The sequence below is a fragment of the Marinobacter sp. M5B genome, assembly GCF_042604615.1.
GTDB classification, from domain to species: domain Bacteria; phylum Pseudomonadota; class Gammaproteobacteria; order Pseudomonadales; family Oleiphilaceae; genus Marinobacter; species Marinobacter salarius.
This window is the reverse complement of sequence record NZ_CP156894.1, coordinates 223,795-241,614: the sequence shown is the minus strand read 5'-3', so window position 1 is coordinate 241,614 and position 17,820 is coordinate 223,795. Positions and strand designations below refer to the sequence as shown.

Here is a 17,820-nt window from a genome sequence, read left to right as displayed (position 1 = left end):
GATCAGTGCGCCCCCTTCGCGAACAGGCCCTGTGGACGAACTGACAGAATCAGCACCAGCAGACCAAAGGCAATAATGTCTTTATAGGACGTCGAGATGTAAAAGCCGCCAAGGGCTTCAGCGAAACCGATAATCATGCCGCCGGCAATGGCGCCAGGCACGCTACCCATGCCACCGAGTATGATAATGACGAAGGCTTTCATGATGACCAGGTGCCCCATGGCGGGATACACCAGATTGATGGGCGCATAGAGTGTGGCGGCAAACGCGGCCAGCATGCCCGAAATCGCAAACGTCATCATCGCCACCCGGTTGGCATCAATGCCCACCAGGAAGGCACCTTCACGGCTCTGCGCCATGGCGATAATGGTCGCCCCCGTCATGGTCTTGCGCAGGAAGAGTTGCAGGGCCACCACCAACACAAACGCCCCCGCAATGATCAGCAGGCGCTGCTCAGGAATAATCAGTCCGTCGAAATTCAGGATGCCGGTAAACGGCGATGACATACGGCGGAAGTCCGACCCCCAGAACATCTGCACCACCGCTTCCAGGAACAGCAGAATACCGATGGCGGCGATCTTGTCGTGGATCGGTGGAGAATGCCTCAGTGGGTGGAACACCAGACGCTCACACAGTATTGCCAGGACAGCGACCACCGCGGCCGAACCGGCCATGGCAATCCAGTAGTGCGCGCCCAGGTCCACCATGAAAAAGTAGGACATGAATGCCCCGACCATATAGAGCGCGCCATGGGCGAAATTGGGGATATGAAGTATCCCGTAGACCAGGGTCAGGCCCAGGGCTACGAGACCGTAGATACTCCCCAGGGTTAACCCGTTGATGATTTGTTGTAGAAAAAGGCTCAAGTGTGCTCCTCCGCTGTTTTGTTGTTGTTGCGAGTTCTGCGGTTTTGGGCAGGGCCTTGCGACCCATCTATCAGCTTAATGAAACAATTGCACCGAACGTCTCGTATGTCAATATTTAGAACGTTATTCCGCAGTGCGGAATAATAAGCATGAATTAACGCTTAGGCTTTAGCCTTCCACTCTTCTTCCTGCAGCGCTCGCCACATCAACTTGCCCGTGGGTGATTTCGGCAACTCATCCACGAACTCGATGATTTCTGGCACTTTGTAGGCAGCCATCTGCTCCTTACACCAACTGACGATGTCCCCTTCGGTGGTACTGGTCTCCGCATCCGGCGTCAGTACGATGCAGGCTTTCACAGTCTCACCGCGTTTGGGGTGGGGCGATGAAATGACACACACTTCGTGGATGGCCGGATGCCGGTACATCAATCCTTCCACTTCCGAGGGCCACACCTTGAAGCCTGAAGCGTTGATCATCCGTTTGACCCGGTCCACCATGAAGAAATAGCCCTCTTCGTCGTAATAAGCGAGGTCACCGGTGCGGAAAAAGCGTTTGCCGTCGATGTCCACGAACGCCGCCTCGGTTTCAGCCGGGCGATGCCAGTACCCCTGGGTTACCTGAGGACCATTGGAAACAATCTCCCCCACCTCGCCCGGGCCTTTCTCTTCCAGGGTCTCAACGTCAATGATGCGGCTATCCACATCGAATACCGGAATACCCAGGCACTGGGGCTTGGGATGATCCGACGGGTTGATGTGGGTGGCGGCCATGGTTTCCGACAGGCCATAACCCTCGATGTAATCCAGGCCGGTCATGGCTTTAAGCTTGGCAGCCACCGCTTCCGGCATTGCCGCTCCACCACCGCCAATGGTGTTGAGGCTGGAAAGGTCGTATTGCCCGATGTCCGGATTCGACAGAAAATCCACCGCCATGGTGACAATGTTGGTCCAGCCGGTGACCTGGTAACGTTCTATCAGCCGGGCGGCGGTTGTGCGATCCCAGCGCGTCATAATGATGGTGGTTGAACCACTGTAGATGGGGCTGTTCATGGAGCCGGTCATACCGGTCACGTGGAAGAACGGCAACGTCGCCAACTGGACAGTGTTGGCGGTGCTCAGATTCCAGAACGCCCGGTGAACCGCTGTGGCCATGACACTGCGGTGCGTATGCATGCATCCCTTGGGCGCGCCGGTGGTCCCGGAACTGTAGGGAATCACCGCCAGGTCGTCCGGGCCTGCGGTGTGCTCTGCCGGCTTGTGATTACCGGCCAGCGCCTGTTCCCAGCTCACCACGCCGGGTACGTCTTTGGACCAGGCCGGTGCAGCCACCTCTGCCGGCAAATCCAGGTCGGTGTCCTTATTGATGTAGGTGTTATAGGACGCCACCACCACCCGCTCAAGATCCGTGCTGTCCAGCATCGGCAGGATAAAGCCGGCCAGTTCCTGACCGGCCAGGCACACCCTCGAACCGGTATCGGCAATGTAGTGTTCCAGCTCTGCAGCCCGGTTCATCGGATTCACCGGAATCACCACCGCGTCGGCTCGCAGTATGGCGTAGTAGGCAATGGCATACTGGGGGGAGTTCTGCATGTAGAGCAGAACACGGTCACCTTTCTTCACTCCTTGAGCCTGAAGATAGCCGGCCATCGCTTCCACTTCCGTCAGCAGCTGCCTGTAGCTCATGGGCGCATCGTAGTAGATGGTCGCTGTATGGTCCGGATACCGCAGGGCAGATATTTGCAGGTTGGTGAAAACGCTGGTGTCAGGCAGCGTCATGCTCTTTGGTAACTCTTTTGGCCAGACGCTGTGGTGGCGTGTAAATGTCATTGTTGTCATCCCATCAGTCAATTCAGTGAGCCGCAGCGGCGGCCAGATCGAATATTCCAGTACCACCGGGCAGGGCTTCCCGGTGACGCAATGGCGTTATCGCAATGGCTTTTTCCCGCAGCACGGTGACGTCTTCATCCGGTGCCGTAATGTGCCGGGAACTGCGATCGAACCCCAGCCACCAATAAGGCAGGCTACGGGCATCCTGCCCTGCCACCAGGCGGGGCCGCTGAATGGAGCCGGTGGATTGGTTGCACCATTGCGCTTGCCGGATCACACCGGCGTCGCAGGCCGGAAAGTTCACATTCCAGGCCCGGTTTTCGCCCGGTTGCCAGAGCTTGCGGATTACCTGCTCCCCGAACGCCGACACCGGCGACCAGTCAACGCCTTCCCGGCTCAGGAAGGCCTGGCTCAGCGCAATGGCGGGTATGCCCATATGTTCGGCGCTGAGCACCGCGCCCACGGTTCCGGAGTACTGCACCGAATCACTGATATTGGCGCCGCAGTTCACACCGGACAGCACCAGATCCGGCGGATTATCACCAAACCAATGGGCCAGCGAGTACAACACACAGTCTGCGGGCGTACCGGACACGGCGTAGCGTTTCTCACCGTTTTCATACACCCGCAGCGGGTCGTGAATGGAGATGCTCTGCCCGGCGCCACTGCGATTATGCTCCGGCGCCACCACCCAGACTTCTTCCGCCAGGTTGCGGGCAATCCGTTCGAGAATCGCCAGCCCAGGTGCGTTGATGCCGTCATCGTTGGTGATCAGGATGCGACGGACCATCGGTTCCGTGATTGCAGCAGTCTGGCTCATGACCGGTCTCCTTCACTGGCTATTTTCCAGCCCGCTTCCGCCAGCTGGCTTGCACGTTTGCCAACCTGCAGGGCATCGGCATTGGCGGCATTTCCCTGCAACGCGCGGGCATAGACCCCCTGAACAATCGCCGCCAGACGGAACAGGGAAAACGCCAGGAACACATGCCAGTCCGCAATGCCATCGCGACCGGTCTGTTGGCAGTAACGGGCAATGGTTTCCTGCTCGGTGGGAACGCCCAGTGCCTCCAGATCCTCCCCCAACAAACCGCGGGAACCTTCCATGTCCGAAGGCAGGTGGTACGGCAGGCAGTAATAGGCAAGATCCGCCAGCGGATGACCAAGAGTAGACAACTCCCAGTCCAGAATGGCGATCACTTCCGGTTTATCCGGCGCCAGCATCAGGTTGCCAAAGCGGTAGTCACCATGGGCAATAGCGCACTCATCGGTGGATGGCAGGTTTTTCGGAAGCCACTCCATGAGCTTGTCCATGGCGGGCATCTCGTCGGTTTTGGACGCCAGGTACTGCTTGCTCCAGCGCGCGACCTGCCGAGCGACATAACCTTCGGGTCGACCATAATCACCCAGGCCCACCACATTCACGTCTACCGAATGCAGTGCCGCCAGGGTATCAATGGCCGACAGGTGCGCCGGCATCCGCTCTTGACGATTCAGCGCCCGCAACGCCGGGTGGTTGACAATGCGGCCTTCCAGAAAATCCATGACGTAGAACGGCGTACCGATAATATTGCTGTCTTCACAAAGCGCCCGGGTGGTTGGTACCGGCACGTTGGTGTGCTCGAACAAGGCACGCATGACCTTGTATTCCCGTTCCACCATGTGGGCGGATGGCAGCGTTTTCCCGGGCGGCTTTTTGCGCAGCACGTATTGGCCGCTGTCGGTGTCCAGCAGAAAAGTAGGGTTGGATTGCCCGCCTTGAAATTGTTTCACGTCCAACCTGGCACCAAAACCATCAATGGCTCCCTGAAGCCAGGCGAGGAGTTGCGCTTCATCGAATTGGTGGGCTGGCAGAACGTCTACCAGCTCTGGGTTCATGGTCATCTTTTCTGTTGCCTTCATTTATTGCGTAACGGCCCGGTAATGGGGGCAGCGGCAGGCGGGTGGGGGTGTCTTTCTTCCGGGAAAAAGAACTCGCTGCGCTCGGACACCTTTTTCCCTGCACAAAGGCACCCCAGCCCACCTGCCTCGGCATGCTTTTGGTGATGCCTTCTTAACAAATCGTTTCGCCGCCGTCGGCTACGATGACCTGTCCGGTGACGTAGGCACTCGCCTTTGTTGACAGGAAGACGGCCAGGCCGGCGATGTCGACCGGGTCACCGATTCTGCGCAGCGGGGTTTTGTCTTCCGCGCGTTTGACGCGGACCGGGTCTTCCCACAGGGCTTTGGCAAAGTCGGTTTTGATCAGACCGGGTGCGATGCTGTTCACTCGAACACCCTTTGGCCCCCACTCCACTGCCAGATTCCGGGCCAGCGCTGCTTCGGCGGCCTTGGATACGCCGTAGGTACCGATGGTGGTATTGCCACGGATTCCGGCGATGCTGGACAGAAGAACAACTGCACCTTCACCCTTCTCGGCCATCTGCGGCAGCACCATGTTGGTGAGCCAGAAGGTGCCTTTGACGTTGGTGTCCATGATCTTGTCCCAGGCTTCGTCGGTCATTTCGGCGGTGGTGCCGTAGACCGGGTTGGTGGCGGCGTTGCACACCAGCACATCGATGGAACCCCAGACTTCGTTGGTTTTATCCACCAGGTTCTGCAGGTCTTCCTTCTTACCCACATGGCAGGGAATGGCGATGGCTTCGTACCCCTGCTCTTTCAAATCGTTGGCGACCTGTTCACAGGCATCGGCCTTGCGGCTGGAGATGACAACTTTGGCCCCCAGGCGAGCCATTTCTTCGGCGATGGAACGGCCAATGCCTTTGGTGGAACCGGTGATCAGGGCGACTTTTCCGGTCATATCGAAAAGCGGGTTGTTCATACAGACACCTCATTGTCGAAAATCTTTCTCAGAGCTATGGGAACGAACGGGGAGGAACCTGCCGGGACCGTCAAAAACATGGATGTTTTTGTCGAGCGTACATGGACGTATTCACAGCGCGTCCTGGCAGGTTCCTCCCCGTTCGTTCACGCACCCGACAAAGCGGGCCAAAACAATTACCGGTATTGATTGAGCTCCAGCTTGGCAACAGAATCCAGATGCACCTCATCCGGCCCGTCCGCCAGCCGCAACGTCCGCACCTTGGCCCAGGCTTCGGCCAGGAAGGTGTCCTGAGACACACCCGCGCCACCGTGCACCTGAATGGCGCGATCCAGCACCTTCAGCGCCATGCTCGGCGCGATCACCTTGATCATCGCAATCTCCTGACGAGCCACCTTATTGCCAACGGTATCCATCATGTGCGCCGCTTTCAGAGTCATCAGCCGAGCTTGCTCAATTTCCATGCGACTGCGGGCAATATCCTTGCGAATGGAATCGAAACTCGACAGCGGCTTACCGAAAGCCTCGCGGGCATTGGCACGCTTGCACATCAGCTCGAGGGCACGCTCGGCAACCCCGATGGTGCGCATACAGTGGTGAATACGGCCCGGCCCAAGGCGGCCCTGGGCAATTTCAAAACCACGGCCCTCACCCAACAGAATGTTGTCCACCGGCACCCGCACATTGTCATACTGAATCTCAGCGTGGCCGTGAGGGGCATGGTCGTAGCCAAACACCGTCAGCGGGCGGATCATCTTCACGCCCGGCGTGTCCAGCGGCACCAGAATCATCGACTGCTGCTTGTGCTTCTCAGCCCCCGGATCGGTCTTGCCCATAACAATGGCGATTTTAGAGGTGGTGGTCATGGCACCTGACGACCACCACTTACGGCCATTGATCACATACTCATCGCCTTCGCGACGGATTTCACAGGCAATATTGGTGGCATCGGAAGAGGCCACGTCAGGCTCGGTCATGGAGAAGCAGGAGCGGATCTCGCCATCAAGCAGGGGCTTCAGCCACTTGTCCTGCTGCTCTTTGTTGCCGTAGCGGGCGATGGTTTCCATGTTGCCGGTGTCCGGCGCGGAGCAGTTGAACACCTCCGGCGCCATGGCCGAGCGCCCCATGACTTCACACAGATGGGCGTACTCATAGTTGGTCAGACCGGCGCCGAATTCACTGTCGGGCAGGAACAGGTTCCACAGCCCCGCGGCTTTCGCCTTGACCTTCAACTCCTCGACGATCGGTACCGGCGCCCAGCGATTCTTCGCCTGCTCGACCTGTTCATGGTGCTTGTGCTCATTCGGGTAAATATGGGCGTCCATGAATTCGTGAAGCTGTGCCTGCAGTTTTTTGGCTTTATCAGACAGCTCAAACATTCCAGTACCTCATTGGTTGAAGGATCAGATTGGCACGCCTTCCGGTTTCTCACTCCCGGAGCGAATGCGGAAGGTGCCTTCGGCGATGGCCAGGAGATTCCCCTTGTCGTCGTGAACCTCTCCGGTGCTGTTAAAAATTCGGGTGCCGCCGGCCCGTTTGCGGCCGGTGACCCGGATAGTTCCACCGGAACACTGCCCGGTGAACGTTGTCGTCAGCGACAGGGTAATGGCTTTGCGTATCCGGCCGGGATACGGACAGTAGGTGCCGGCCTCGGCCATTGCGATATCCAGCAGCGAGGTCAACACACCGCCGTGAATCACGCCGCCCAGATTAAGGTGGCAGGGCTGCAGTTCCAGGCCAATCACCGCTTCGTTCTCCTCCCAGGACACCTGGTGATACCCCAGCAGATTGTGAAATCCTGGCAGGTCCTGGCCACCACGAATATGCAGGCTGTCTTCACTCATTACACTTTCATTCCAGGCAGGTTCAGAGAAGCGGTGTTGCCGCCGTCTACGGGCAGAGACTGACCAGTGATGTAGCTGGCGTCATCACTGGCCAGGAACAGAATGGCGGCGGCAATTTCTTCCGGCGCACCATAGCGCCGCAATTCACACCGTGATCCAAGCTTATGGGCTTTCTCATTGGCGCGGGCATAGTCAAAAACAGCCTGGGTCATGCCGGTTTCCACCAGCCCCGGGCACACCGCATTCACGCGTACATTGTCGTTCCCCAGATCGCAGGCAGCAGTCATGGTGAGGTTAACCACACCAGCCTTGGACGCGCTGTAAGCGTTACCACCGGCACCGGAGCGAATGCCCGCCACCGAGGCGGTATTAACAATCGAGCCCAGCTTGCGGGCCTGCATGTGGGGCGCCACATGCTTTATAAACAGCATGGTGCCAATCAGGTTCACCGCCAGCACCTGTTCCCATTCGCCCCGGTCGTTACCGGTAATATCGGGGTGACCACCACTGGTGCTGGCGATGCCGGCAACGTTACACAACACGTCAATGCGACCGAAGGTCGAGACAGTTTCGCCCACCAGGGCGCTGACCTGCTCTTCATCAGCCACGTCTCCAATGCGACGCAGGGTTTCCGCTCCCTCGGGCATCAGGCCCTCGGTATCCAGCAGGCCCGCTTCGGACATATCCATCATCACCACCTGCGCGCCCTCCCGCGCCAGGCGAACCGCCGTGGCCCTGCCGATACCACTGCCGGCCCCGGTGACGATGGCTACCCGCTTGTCGAAACGCCCCATGCCGATGCTCCTTTTTATAGTTTGTTGCGTCGTCGCGAATTCACCTTCTACTGTAATTTGTCACGCCTTCCGGTTTTGAGTCAATATATTCGGAAGTAAATTTCACTAGATAAAACACCGGAACTACAATAGGCGAAAAAATGAAAAACACGCAGCACATGCCCGTCTATGCCCCCACCGACCCCGATGAGTCCATGGACGCTATTGGCCAACCCATCCAGCACCTCGCCCTCGAACGCCCCGACCATATCGCACTCATCGATGGGGAGACCCAACTCAACTGGCAGGCGCTTGTCAGGCGAGCCAACCGCATCGCCAACCGGCTGCGATCCGCCGGTCTGAAACAAGGTGACGCCGTAGCGGGTTTGTCAGAAAACAGCATCCATTATGTTGCTCTGTACCTGGGGACGTTGGTGGCCGGCGGTTGCATGGTGCCGCTTTCAGGCATGGCGAGTGGCAGCAGCCTGGCACTGATGCTGAATGACTGCAGAGCCCGCTTCCTGTTTGTTTCCAAGAAGAACATCGAGCTGTTTGAAGGCATTGCCGACAAGCTCGATACGCTCGGGCGCGATCAATGTATAGCGCTCGACGGCCACAGCCCGGGAATGCGTCAGGATCTTGAGTCCTGGCTGGGCGATATTGGCGCGGAGGCGCGCCCGGCCACGGTCACCCTGGATGATCCGTTCAATGTCATTTACAGCTCGGGCACGACCGGCACCCCCAAGGGCATTCTTCACGATTACCGTTTCCGCCAGCGCCAGATGGTCCGAATGAGTCGCTTCGGGCTTGATGGCAACGCCGTTAACCTGGTGTCCACGCCGATGTACTCCAACACTACGCTGGTGTCCGTACTGCCAACCCTGTTCTACGGCGGCACCCTGGTGCTGATGGCAAAGTTTGATGCCCGGCGGTTCCTGGAAATGGCTGAACGCTACCGCGTGACCCACGCCATGCTGGTGCCGGTTCAGTACCAACGCATCCTCGCCGATCCGGAATTCAATCGCTTCGACCTGTCCGCGTTCCAGCTCAAGTTGTGCACCAGCGCTCCCCTCAGGGCGGACGTCATCCGGGAAGCCATGGAGCGCTGGCCGGGCAACATCCGCGAGGTGTATGGCCTGACCGAAGGCGGCATCTCCACCAGCCTGGACTGCGCGGCCCACCCGGACAAATGGGACTCCGTGGGAAAACCCACCGAAGGCGCGGAAGTTCGGGTAATTGATGAGGAGGGCAACGAGCTGCCCCGGGGCGAGACCGGGGAGATCGTGGGCCGCGCCATCTCCATGATGCGGGGATATATCAACCGCGAGGAACAGACCCGGGACATGCTCTGGACCAGCCCCGAGGGCTTGGTCTTCTATCGCAGCGGTGATATGGGCCGAGTCGATGAAGAAGGTTTTGTGTATATCCTGGACCGACGCAAGGACATGATCATCTCCGGCGGTTTCAACATCTACGCGGTGGATCTCGAAAAGGTACTGCTGGCCCATCCGGCCGTCGCCGACGTTGCGGTGATTGCCATTCCCAGCGAACAATGGGGCGAAACCCCGCTGGGGCTGGTGGTGCTCAAGCCCGGCTGCACAGAGGATGAGGCGGAGATCCTCGAGTGGACCAATGGTCAACTGGGCAAGGCCCAGCGCCTGACGGCCATTGAGTTCCGCCCGGAGCTGCCCCGTTCCACCATTGGCAAGGTGTTGAAGCGCGATCTGCGGGCGCCTTACTGGCCCTGAACTAGCCCTTGCCCATGCGCGCAAGGGCGGCCCGGCAATCCTCCGACCGTAGTCTGTCGGCAAACACGGCGCGCTCCCTCTCAAGGGCCTCGCTCACCGCTTCCCGCCAGGGCGCCTTGATGAGGCGCTTGGTGGCCCGCAGGGCTCCCCGGGGTTTAGCCGCGAGCGCGTCAGCCTGTGCCAATGCCTCATCCACCGCCAGCCCATCATCAACCACATGACTGACCAGGCCACATTCCCTAGCTTCCTCGCCGTTCAGAGTGTCTCCCATCAGTAGCAGATCCGCGGTACGCCGGGAACCCAGATGCAACGGCATGGTCACGGTAGAAGCCGCCTCCGGCACCAGCCCCAGATCCACAAAGGCGGTTTTGAAACGTGCGGAGCGGCCAGCGATGACGGAGTCACAATGCAACAACAGGGTAGTGCCGATCCCGATGGCAAGTCCTTCCACCGCAGCAATGATGGGCGTATCGCACACCATCAGGGCTTCGATAAATGCCAGCCCCGCAGAGGGCTTGGGATTCTTATCCGTAGCGCGGGCGCGGAAATCATCGAGATCATTGCCGGCGGTAAAAACACCACCGTCACCGCTGAGCACAATGGCATGCACGCTGGTATCTGCCGCTGCTTTGCTCACACCTTCGGCCAGCGCCCGGTACATATCGCGAGTCAATGCGTTTTTTTTGTCCGTCCTGCTGATCACCAGGTGGGCCACACCTGGCTGATTTTGGGTGATGATCACGATGAATGCCTCCATGAACTAAACTTTGGTAATGGAATATCGGCAACCATCCTATTGCAAAAAGCAAAGTGTGTGATAGATTCAGATACACGGATTCATTCTGCAGTCACTAATTCCGCACAGTGAAATCGCAAACAGGACGTCCAACACAATAATGATCGAGGTCCAGCAATGAAGATGCTAACAACCGCCAGAAAAACCCTGATCACGTACGGTTCTGCCCTGACCCTGGGCCTGACCGCCGCACTGGCCAGCGCTCCGGCAGCTGCCGCTGAAGAAAGCTTTACCTGGAAGGTCCAATCCCATTGGCCTGGCTCCAGCAGTTCCTATGAAGACAGTCTGGTTCGACTCAAGACCATTCTTGAAGAGCGCACCGATGGCCGTCTGGAGCTGGAACTTTACGAAGCAGGCTCGCTGTTTAAAGCCAAGGAGATCTTCAACGCTGTCAGCCGGGGCATCCTGGAAATGGGCACCATTTCCCCGGCTTACGCCCAGGACAAGATCACCCTCGCGGGTATTGCCTCGGGCCTGCCGTTTGCCTTCCGCAATGTCTGGGAAGCCGCCTATTTCCACCAGGGCCTCGGGTTCGAACAGATGCTTCGCGATGAAGCGGCCAAACACAATGTCTACTGGGCGACTGACAAGGTCTACCCGACTGAGATGGTGGTCAAGCAGCCTATTAATAGCTGGGAAGACTTCACCAAGCTGAAAATCCGCTCCTCTGGTGCGCTGCAGAGCTTTCTGACCGACGCCGGTGCCGCCGCATCCTACATCCCGGGCAGCGAACTCTACTCCGCCCTGGACTCCGGCATTGTTGACGGTGCCCACTGGGGGGCTTCTCAGGGCGCATTCAGTATGGGCCTGTATGAAGTGGCCAAATACCACGTGCAGCCAGCACTGAACATTGCCGGCACTGACGTCATCATTGTCAGCCAGAAAGCGTTGGACAAGTTGCCCGAGGATATGCAGAACATCGTCAAGCAGGCCCTTGAGGAACAGTTCTGGTTCCGTACCAACGAGTATCAGTACAAGGAACGCATCACGCTGGCCAAGGCCATCAGCGAACACAATGTTCAGGTCAACACCTTGCCGGAGGACGTTCAGAACCGTCTGACCCAGACCGCACAGACGTTGTGGGATGAGGAAGGCAAGCGCAGCGACAACGCCCAGAAGGCGCTGGACATGCTGAAAGACTACCTGTCAGAGCTTGGTTACCTGTAAACGCCTGACACCTGAAACCGGCCGGGCCAGCTTTTCAGGCCCGGCTTTTCTTTTGAACGAACCGTTTCCCGGAGAATACCAATGGGTGTGTTGAGCGCATTCATGAGAGGGGTTACCCGTCTCAATGATGTCATCGGGCGCGGGATAGCGCTGATCGTTTTTGCCATGTTCGCATTCCTGATCATGGAGGTGGCGTTTCGCTACCTGTTCAACTCACCCACGGTATGGACCAACGAACTGACCCAGATGCTGTTTGGCATCTACGCCGTCATGTCAGGGGGTTACATCATGGCTCACCGTGGCCATGTGAACGTTGATCTGCTGCACTCACACCTTCCGCCCCGCGGTCGGGCCGTGCTCGACGTTCTGACTTCAACAATATTCTTTATATTCACCCTGGCCCTGCTGTACTTCGGCTACGACATGGCAAGCGAGTCCATTGCCAGCTGGGAAACCTCCTATTCCGCCTGGAACCCGCCTATCTGGCCGGTGAAAGCCGCCATTCCGCTGGGTACAGGCCTATTGGTTCTGCAAGGCATCGTCAAGTTACTGGAAGATATCGCAGTGGCCTTCAACCTCAGTTACTACACCCCCGAATCCCAGGACGACGCTAAAGGAGAGCCATTGTGAGCATTGAAATCCTCACGTTGCTGTTCTTCGGCTCCCTGCTGTTTTTCCTGCTTCTCGGCCTGCCACTGGCTTTTGTGCTGGGCGGCGTATCCGTTGTCTTCCTCTACTTCACCTGGGGATTCGACTCCTTCTATATGGTGTCCTCGCAGATCTGGGGCACCATGGAAAGCTTTACCCTGGTGGCGATCCCCCTGTTCGTCTTCATGGCGATGATTCTGGAGCGAACCGGGGTTGCCAAAGACCTGTACCGCATGATGCATCTTTGGTGCGGTGGCCTGAGGGGTGGCCTCGCCATTGGCACCCTTGGTATTTGCGCCGTTTTTGCAGCTATGGTTGGCATCAGTGGCGCCGCGGTCGTCGCCATGGGCACCATCGCACTGCCGTCGATGCTTGAGCGGGGCTACGACAAGAAGATGGCCCTGGGTGTGATCAACACCGGTGGGGGCTGGGGCATACTGATTCCTCCCAGCATTCTGATGATCCTCTATGCCCTGATTACCGGTGTGTCGGTGGGCAAGATGTTCGCTGCCGGCATCATGCCCGGTATTCTGCTGATGGTACTGACCGCCATCTACATCCTGGTGCGCTGCCACCTGCAGCCCGAACTGGCCCCGGCGCTGCCCAAGGAAGAGCGTGGTACCTGGCCGGAGAAGTTGCGTGCCCTGCGGGCGGTACTGCTGCCCATCGGTGTTGTGATCATGGTTCTGGGCTCTATCATTGGCGGCATTACCACGCCAACCGAAGCCGCCGCCATGGGCGTGCTCGGCGCCCTGATATCCGCTGCGGTGTACCGTCAGTTCAAGTGGAGCATCCTGCAGGAAGCGGCGATCCGCACCTTCAAGCTCACCGGTATGATCATGTGGATCCTGTTCGCAGCCCACGCCTTCAGTGCTGCCTATCAGAGCATGGGGGCCCAGGATCTGATCGAGGGGCTGATGAATATGATTCCCGGCGGCCCCTGGGGCATCATCGTCGCCATGATGGTGATCGTGTTCCTGCTGGCCATGGTGCTGGACCCGGTTGGCATCATGTTGATCACGCTGCCGGTATTCATGCCCATCGTTGAGTCCCTGGGATTTGACCCGATATGGTTCGGCATCCTGTTCGTGATCAATATGGAAATCGGCTACATGACGCCGCCTTTCGGTTTCAATCTGTTCTATCTGAAAGGGGTGGTGCCACCGAGCATCACCATGAAGGATATCTACTCATCGATCATTCCCTTTGTGATTGTTGAAATTGTTGGCCTGGGGTTGATCATGATCTTCCCGCAAATTGCCACCTATCTGCCGGATCTGCTGTTCTGAGCCGACCCTGATCATGGTCGATCATAACCCGGCATGGGTTGTTGCAGGCGGTTTGACAGAGGACTACCTTTAGGGAATCCCGATCAATGGAACCGGGATTCCCAATCACAAGGAGACGTTCTCATGAACCGATTCAGCCCTGCCTTAGCGCCCCTGCTTCTCCTGCTCTTGCTTGCCCCCTTCGCGGCCCAGGCCGAAACCCTGACCGACCAGACCATTCGCTCATTCATCAGCAGCCTGGAAACCCTTCAGGGGATGGAGAGTGAATTCGATGAGATGACGGAGGATTTCCCGGCCGAGAAAGGTGAGCGCGGTGGCGAGATGCCAGACATGTCGCGAATATTCTCATCGTCCATCGAGCGCATGAAGGGTCATGATCTATATAACCGGCTGGAAGACGTGGTGGAGCAACACGGATTCGCCAATCCCGAGTCGTGGGCGAAAACCGGTGACCGCATCTTCCAGGCCTGGAGCGCCCTGGAAATGGGCGAGCAGTCCAACACCATGAATCAGGAAATGGCCAAAGCCATGGAAGAGATCAACAACAATCCACACATGAGCGAAGCCCAAAAACAGCAGATGCGGGACATGATGGGTGGCGCCATGTCTGCCATGGAAACGGCAAGCAACGCACCGGAAGCCGACAAGCGTGCCCTGCGACCGCACCTGGACGCACTGCGCGCCGCAACCGATTCAGACCGTTAAGCAGCACACGCCCCGAAACAAAAAGACCCGGCCGCGTGGGCCGGGTTTCTTTCAATCCCCTGACGGCCTTTACGACATCAGGTTGTAGACAAACACGATCGCAACCGCCACCGGTGTTACGAAGCGAACCAGGTTGTACCAGAGCGCAAAGCTGCCTCCGGAAAGGGCCAAATTGCTCTGCAACGACTCTTTCGCCACGCACCAGCCGACAAACAGCGCCGTCAGCAGGCCGGACAGCGGCAGCATCACGTTGGCGGTAAAGAAGTCGAGCAGATCGAAGATGGTGTTGCCCTCGAAACGCTCGAACATGCCCAGGGGCGCGAAACCAGACCACTCGTTCAGGGACAGGATGGACGCAATACCCAGCAGCCAGCAGGCAACCCCCACCACCACCGTGCTTCCCACACGGCCAACGATCAGTTTGTCTTCCAGCCATTCAACCACTGGCTCCAGCAGTGATATAGCGGAGGTCCAGGCCGCGAACAACAGCAGCACAAAGAACAGGGCACCAAATATGCTGCCCATCGGCATCTGGCCGAAGGCCAATGGCAGGGTCTGGAAAATCAGGCCGGGGCCCGCACCGGCTTCCAGGCCATTGGCAAAGACCACCGGGAAAATCGCCAGGCCGGCCATCAGCGCCACCACGGTATCCATGATGGACACGGTCACTGCAGTCCGCCCGACCGACACATCGTCTCCCAGATAGGAACCGTAGGCCATCATGATGGCCATACCCAGGCTCAGGGTGAAAAACGCATGGCCCAACGCTACCAGCACGCCATCCATGGTCAGGGCGCCAAAATCAGGTGTAAACAGGAAGGCGACAGCAGCACCGAAGTGGCCGGTGGTAGTGGCATAGCCCACCGCAACCAGCAGCAACACGAACAGGGCGGGCATCAGGATGGTGACGGCTCGCTCCAGGCCGGACTTGAGGCCACGGGCCACCACGAAAATCACCAATGCCATAAAGATGGTGTGCCAGATCAACAGTGTAACCGGGCTGGCCAGCAGGCCGCCGAACAGCTCACCGATGGCGTCCGCGCTCTGGCCGGTAAAATCGCCCATGGCCGCGTGACCAACGTAGGACGCCGCCCAGCCCCCGATGACAGAATAGAACGACAGGATAATGAACGCTGCCAGCACACCCACAATGGCAGAGATCCGCCATACCGGTGACGCCAGGTTGCGCTCGGCCACCAGGCGGAAACTGGTGATCGGATTATGTCGGCCACTACGGCCGATATAAACCTCCGCCATCATGATGGGAATACCGACGATGGCGATACACAGCAGGTATACCAGTACGAAAGCGCCACCACCATTTTCGCCGGTGACATAGGGAAATTTCCAGATATTGCCCAGCCCGACGGCCGAACCGGTCGCGGCCAGGATAAAGGCCATCCGGGAGGACCATAGCCCACGATGGGCCGGGGTAGATTTGGAACCAGTCATTGTTTCATCCTGTGCTTTTGGCTGATGAATCGATTAGAAGAGGTATGCCGAAGGCCTGCTTCAGCAGATGGGGCGGGATTTTGCCAGCAGTATGCGCAGGATGCCAGCCAGGGCCGGCACCGGGATGTAAACATCTCCGGGGCCGGCCGATAACTAGCCGTTTTTACTCACGAACCGGGAGACCAGATCTTTCAGCCCGCGGGACATCTGGCTCAGACTGTTACTGCTGTCCTTGGCGGAATCCGCCTGCTGGGTACTGTGATCGGCCAGTTCGGCAATATTGACCACCTGATGGTTGATCTCCTCGGATACCTGGCTCTGCTCCTCAAAGGCCGCCGACATGCTGATGAAGCTGTCGGAAATATCATGGATCGAAGACACGATTTCCTGCAAGGACGTTTCTGCCTCCCGCACCTTCTCCAGGCCCTTGCCTGCATCCTGCTCCCCTTCACGGGTGGCCTGAACGGCTTGTTCCACCTGGCTACGGAAGTCGTCAATGACCTGCTGTATACGTACTGTGGAATCCCGGGTGCGGCGGGCCAACGACCGGACCTCGTCCGCCACCACGGCGAACCCTCGACCCTGCTCGCCAGCACGGGCGGCTTCGATGGCCGCATTCAGTGCCAGCAAGTTGGTTTGTTCAGCAATGTCTGAGATCAGGCTGGCGGCCTCACCAATGCTTTCTGTTGAGGCACCCAGTTTCTGGATGGCCGTGCCAATGCCGTTCACCCGGGTGACCAGCTGTTCGATGGCCGTCAGGGCCTCACCGCTGCGCTTGCTGCCGGTGGCCGCCATCCGGTTGGCTTCTTCCGCCACTTTGGCGTTGCCATTCACGGTTTCAGTCACTTCCTGGATCGACACCGTCATTTCGTTAACGGCCGATGCGGTCTGGTCGGTCTCGGCCCGCTGTTTGGCAATCGACTCGGCGCCCTCGCTGATGTAACGGTGGCTCGCCCTGGCATGCTCATACAGTAGCTCCGCCTGGTCATCAATACGGGCCAGGGCGGTACGAATCCTCGCTTTCTCGCTCATGATCAGCATGGCCATCTGCGAGAACAGGCCGCTTTCATCACTGTAGGTCCGTGCCACAACGGCATCACGGAAGGCGTCAGGGCGCAGATCAAGCAGGCTCTGCAGGCGAGCGGTTATGGACCTGAGGGTCAGCCCCGCTGCCAGCACGTGAGCTACCACGATCACGCCGATGGCCATCCCGGAATTGCCCAGCATGGTCAACGCCACCAGGCTCAGGACCAACGACAGGACAAAGGGCCACCCTGACCGCAAGACAGATACAATCCGACTTTGGACACTGACGACCGCCTTGCCGGCAGACAGCTTCGGATAGAGCTTTTCAGCCCGCGCCACTTGCTCACGGGTTGGCGAGACTCGTACCGACTCGAAGCCAATCATTTTTCCGTTTTCAAGAATCGGGGTCACGTAAGCGCTCACCCAGTAGTGGTCACCGCTCTTGGTGCGGTTTTTGACCACACCCATCCAGGGTTTTCCGGCCTTGAGGTACTCCCACATTCCCTGAAATACAGCCGACGGCATATCCGGATGACGGATTACGTTGTGGGGCTGGCCGACCAACTCCTCTCGAGAGAAACCGCTAATGTCGACGAACTCGTCATTGCAGTACGTAATGACGCCTCTTGAATCGGTGGTGGTAATCAGTCGACCGCTTTCGGCCATTCGGACTTCACGCTGGGTAACCGGAAGGTTTTTTCGCATTACAGGCTGTCTCCCTGACATGGCCATTCCACATTTGGTTTGGCAATTATGGCAACTCTAAGCGTAGACGCCGTCAGCAAACATTGTGAAATATCCGATATCCAGAGGATGTCAGAGTGAACCGGGACGACCGTTTACAGACAACGGGGAGTAC

Annotated in this window: 16 protein-coding genes; 5 read left to right on the top strand and 11 right to left on the bottom strand. The window is 58.3% G+C overall.

Annotation, left to right across the window (positions count from 1 at the left end):
- Positions 1 to 2: 2 nt before the first annotated feature.
- The 8 genes from AAGD24_RS01060 to AAGD24_RS01025 all read right to left on the bottom strand — a co-directional run bounded on the left by AAGD24_RS01060 (position 3) and on the right by AAGD24_RS01025 (position 8,151).
- Positions 3 to 866 carry a branched-chain amino acid ABC transporter permease gene (locus AAGD24_RS01060; RefSeq protein ID WP_085681909.1) on the bottom strand — a complete coding sequence of 288 codons (864 nt, stop codon included), beginning with the start codon at positions 864 to 866 and terminating at the stop codon, positions 3 to 5.
- Between the two features lie 161 nt (positions 867 to 1,027).
- Entirely contained in the window at positions 1,028 to 2,695 is a 1,668-nt protein-coding gene (locus AAGD24_RS01055; RefSeq protein WP_228210206.1) for a long-chain fatty acid--CoA ligase, read from the bottom strand.
- 22 nt (positions 2,696 to 2,717) lie between these two features.
- Complete coding sequence (surE, locus tag AAGD24_RS01050; protein WP_379867381.1) at positions 2,718 to 3,497, bottom strand: 5'/3'-nucleotidase SurE; 780 nt, start codon at positions 3,495 to 3,497, stop codon at positions 2,718 to 2,720.
- Positions 3,498 to 3,511: 14 nt separating this feature from the next.
- The gene (locus AAGD24_RS01045) at positions 3,512 to 4,576 is read right to left on the bottom strand and encodes a phosphotransferase (RefSeq protein ID WP_228210205.1); all 1,065 of its coding nucleotides are present in this window, start codon (positions 4,574 to 4,576) and stop codon (positions 3,512 to 3,514) included.
- A gap of 169 nt (positions 4,577 to 4,745) precedes the next feature.
- Positions 4,746 to 5,513, bottom strand: coding sequence for an SDR family NAD(P)-dependent oxidoreductase (locus tag AAGD24_RS01040; protein WP_228210204.1), 768 nt, complete (start codon positions 5,511 to 5,513; stop codon positions 4,746 to 4,748).
- A gap of 176 nt (positions 5,514 to 5,689) precedes the next feature.
- Positions 5,690 to 6,892 (bottom strand): acyl-CoA dehydrogenase family protein, encoded by a 1,203-nt coding sequence (locus AAGD24_RS01035; RefSeq protein WP_228210203.1) that lies wholly within the window; start codon positions 6,890 to 6,892, stop codon positions 5,690 to 5,692.
- A gap of 24 nt (positions 6,893 to 6,916) precedes the next feature.
- The gene (locus tag AAGD24_RS01030) at positions 6,917 to 7,357 is read right to left on the bottom strand and encodes a PaaI family thioesterase (protein WP_036202088.1); all 441 of its coding nucleotides are present in this window, start codon (positions 7,355 to 7,357) and stop codon (positions 6,917 to 6,919) included.
- Positions 7,357 to 8,151 (bottom strand): SDR family NAD(P)-dependent oxidoreductase, encoded by a 795-nt coding sequence (locus tag AAGD24_RS01025; protein ID WP_228210202.1) that lies wholly within the window; start codon positions 8,149 to 8,151, stop codon positions 7,357 to 7,359. Before AAGD24_RS01025 ends, AAGD24_RS01030 begins: the two co-directional genes overlap by 1 nt.
- A 140-nt stretch (positions 8,152 to 8,291) precedes the next feature.
- Here AAGD24_RS01025 and AAGD24_RS01020 point away from each other — a divergent pair, with 140 nt between their 5' ends.
- Positions 8,292 to 9,878: a class I adenylate-forming enzyme family protein gene (locus tag AAGD24_RS01020; protein ID WP_228210201.1), complete on the top strand. Its 1,587-nt coding sequence runs from the start codon at positions 8,292 to 8,294 to the stop codon at positions 9,876 to 9,878.
- 1 nt (position 9,879) lies between these two features.
- Here AAGD24_RS01020 and AAGD24_RS01015 read toward each other — a convergent pair whose 3' ends face one another.
- Complete coding sequence (locus AAGD24_RS01015) at positions 9,880 to 10,620, bottom strand: enoyl-CoA hydratase/isomerase family protein (protein ID WP_227544299.1); 741 nt, start codon at positions 10,618 to 10,620, stop codon at positions 9,880 to 9,882.
- A gap of 171 nt (positions 10,621 to 10,791) precedes the next feature.
- Between AAGD24_RS01015 and dctP the strand changes: the two genes are divergently transcribed.
- The 4 genes from dctP to AAGD24_RS00995 all read left to right on the top strand — a co-directional run bounded on the left by dctP (position 10,792) and on the right by AAGD24_RS00995 (position 14,483).
- Positions 10,792 to 11,841: a TRAP transporter substrate-binding protein DctP gene (gene dctP / locus AAGD24_RS01010; protein ID WP_379866254.1), complete on the top strand. Its 1,050-nt coding sequence runs from the start codon at positions 10,792 to 10,794 to the stop codon at positions 11,839 to 11,841.
- Between the two features lie 81 nt (positions 11,842 to 11,922).
- Positions 11,923 to 12,471 (top strand): TRAP transporter small permease subunit, encoded by a 549-nt coding sequence (locus AAGD24_RS01005; protein WP_228210200.1) that lies wholly within the window; start codon positions 11,923 to 11,925, stop codon positions 12,469 to 12,471.
- The gene (locus AAGD24_RS01000; RefSeq protein WP_007155586.1) at positions 12,468 to 13,778 is read left to right on the top strand and encodes a TRAP transporter large permease subunit; all 1,311 of its coding nucleotides are present in this window, start codon (positions 12,468 to 12,470) and stop codon (positions 13,776 to 13,778) included. The genes AAGD24_RS01005 and AAGD24_RS01000 overlap by 4 nt, the downstream gene beginning before the upstream one ends.
- A gap of 123 nt (positions 13,779 to 13,901) precedes the next feature.
- Entirely contained in the window at positions 13,902 to 14,483 is a 582-nt protein-coding gene (locus AAGD24_RS00995; RefSeq protein ID WP_091641494.1) for a hypothetical protein, read from the top strand.
- Between the two features lie 69 nt (positions 14,484 to 14,552).
- Here AAGD24_RS00995 and AAGD24_RS00990 read toward each other — a convergent pair whose 3' ends face one another.
- Positions 14,553 to 15,935: a sodium-dependent transporter gene (locus AAGD24_RS00990; protein ID WP_036202075.1), complete on the bottom strand. Its 1,383-nt coding sequence runs from the start codon at positions 15,933 to 15,935 to the stop codon at positions 14,553 to 14,555.
- A gap of 153 nt (positions 15,936 to 16,088) precedes the next feature.
- Positions 16,089 to 17,666 carry a PAS domain-containing methyl-accepting chemotaxis protein gene (locus AAGD24_RS00985; RefSeq protein WP_085681917.1) on the bottom strand — a complete coding sequence of 526 codons (1,578 nt, stop codon included), beginning with the start codon at positions 17,664 to 17,666 and terminating at the stop codon, positions 16,089 to 16,091.
- Between the last annotated feature and the right edge of the window lie 154 nt (positions 17,667 to 17,820).